Below are 2,612 nucleotides of genomic sequence, written 5' to 3' on the forward strand. Positions count from 1 at the left end.
TTTAACGCTCTCACCCAACACCTCTTTATACTTACTGGCTAATGCGGCTTTTGCATCATCATCACCATGCACAATTTTTATATGACTTGGCTTTTTACGCATGCCCGTTACAAACTTAATTAATCCGTTTTGATCGGCATGCGCACTGTAGCCGCTAATGGTGTGTACTTTGGCGTTAATGGTAACGCGTTTATTATTTATAAATACGTAACCATTACGTGGCCCGTATTTTTGAATGTCGCGGCCTAACGTGCTTCGCCCTTGGTAGCCCACAAATAAAACATCAGTCGTTTTATCAGCTAAAAATCGTTCTAGGTAATTAACTATTCGCCCACCGGTACACATACCGCTAGCGGCTAAAATAATGGCAGGCGTTTGGCGCGTACTTAAGTAATTAATAATGGCTATATGCTCTTTGTGCATATCAACCGTGGTTAGGTTTTTAAAATCAAGAGGGTGCCGGCCTTTGGCTACTTTTTGTTTTGCTTCGTTATCCCATAAATGCTTAAATTTTTTATATTGAGTGGTAAAGTTTGCCGCCATGGGGGAGTCGAGTATTACGTGAATATCTCGCCATTTTGAATGCTTACCAGAGCTATGTATAAGTTGTTCTAATTCGTAAAGTAGCTCTTGGGTTCGGCCAATACTAAACGCAGGCACCAACACCACTCCATTATCAGCAACCGCGCGCTCTATTACTTTTTTAAGTGTTTGGGTACGCTGTTTACGGCCTTGATGGTTTTTATCACCATAGGTGGATTCAATCACTAAAGTGTCAGCTTTATAAGGTGCTTTGGGCGAGGGAAGTAAGGGCGTGTAGGGGGCACCTAAGTCACCGGAAAATACAACGCGATGAGTACCATTTGGTTTAGTACCTTGCTTATGACTTTTAATATCAATTTCTACATAGGCCGAGCCTAAAATGTGCCCAGCTCGCTGAAATCGGGCTTTCGCTTTTTGCTGTCCATTGCATGGCAAGTCAAACCATGTTTTAAAATCTACAGGTACAATACGGCGCTTTAGTAGGTTTAAGCAGGCACTTATAATTTTAGGGTCGCGTGTAACGCCTACTTTTAGTGCATCTTCTATTACTAGCGGCAATAAACTTGCTGAAGCTTGCGAGGTAAATATAGGCCCTTTAAAACCCGCGGCAAATAAATAGGGAATTCGGCCCACATGATCAATATGGCAATGCGTAACAATAAGCGCAGTAACGTGGCTAATATCAAACTCTATTGATAAGTCTTCTTTTGAGTCCTCCCCTTGAAACAACCCGCAATCAATAAGTACGCTTGATTGATCATCAATTAAAAGCTCATGGCATGAGCCTGTAACACCATTAACCGCGCCGTGGTGAAGTATATCCATATACATTTACTCTTAAAAACTTGTTAATTACCTAAGGTAGATAACATTTTTGTAATTTGCAAAATATAAAATAAATGCATTGTTTGAATGAAAAGTGAACGGTGACAGTGTGGTAGTCATAAACTTCAACTTTGGTTAAGTAATTGTTACATAAACAATAACAATGTACTTAGGTTATGTAAGTAACCAATAACTTAGCAAGCATATTTACATAGGCATTATACGCTGGCTATAATGGCACTCGATTTAGTTTAATCTTGTGTTTATTGCAATATAGTAAGTAGTAAGGTTGCCATGGAAAGTTGGTATTTAGTAACGTGTAAGCCGCGCCAAGAAGAGCGGGCAAAAGCCAACTTGAATAATCAAGGAATTGAAGCTTTTTACCCCATATTAACCACTGAAAAGCTGGTTAAAGGTCGTCGTACCGTCAAACAAGTTCCTTTATTTCCAAATTACTTATTTGTTTGCCTAAACTCAAAAAATGGCTGCTTTGCTGCAGTAAAAAATACCCGCGGTATAGGTGGCTTTGTAACATATGGCGCTAATTACCAGGTTGTACCGCTAGCAATAATTGAATATTTAAATAATCACAATTTATATACGGTTGAATCGCAGTTACCTAAACAGGGCGATGCAGTAAGTGTAAATAATAATTCGTTTAAAAATATAGACGCAATATACAAAGAGCCCGACGGCGACCTACGCAGTATTTTGTTAATTAACTTGCTTAATAAGCAGGTAGAAATGAGCGTAGATAATAAAGATATTGAATTTGGTTAAAGGCTTTGTAGGCGTGTAGCTTACTAGCACGTTGTTTATAAAAATAGGTTATATATCAGTAAGTAGGAACTGCAACCTAGGGGCGGAAGCGTGCCCGAAGGGCTAGACAAGCAAAAGTTTTGTAGGTTGGTTTTTTACCTAAATGGTAAAGTAAAAAATTATTATCACCACAGAGAAAACAAGAAGAAGTAAAGGAGAAAATACTAGAAAATAGTATCTTTCCTCTGTGTAGCGCGCAGTGCTCTCGGTGGTTAAAATTGTCTAGCGGTTAAATTTTTAACCTAAATGATAAAATAAATAAAACATTATTACCCCCTGTGTCAGGATAGTTGTCGCCTCTAACTTTTAATAGAGGTAGATAAAATGAGTCGTCGGTTTACACACGAATTTAAAGTACAAGCTGTTGAAAAAGCACTATCTCAATGTGATGATGTTCGTATAGAAGATATTGCAGATGATTTAGG

General features: G+C 38.5%; 2 protein-coding genes. One reads left to right on the plus strand and one right to left on the minus strand.

From position 1 onward, the window contains the following. Positions 1–1,368 (minus strand): MBL fold metallo-hydrolase RNA specificity domain-containing protein (locus ATS71_RS14360; RefSeq protein WP_058405446.1); only part of this gene is annotated, 1,368 nt, incomplete at its 3' end. Positions 1,369–1,662: 294 nt separating this feature from the next. On the opposite strand from ATS71_RS14360, the gene rfaH reads away from it, so the two are divergent. After that, complete coding sequence (rfaH, locus tag ATS71_RS14365; RefSeq protein ID WP_058405447.1) at positions 1,663–2,148, plus strand: transcription/translation regulatory transformer protein RfaH; 486 nt, start codon at positions 1,663–1,665, stop codon at positions 2,146–2,148. The last annotated feature ends 464 nt before the right edge of the window (positions 2,149–2,612 follow it).

This window comes from Pseudoalteromonas sp. H71, assembly GCF_001468485.1.
Taxonomy (GTDB): Bacteria; Pseudomonadota; Gammaproteobacteria; order Enterobacterales; family Alteromonadaceae; genus Pseudoalteromonas.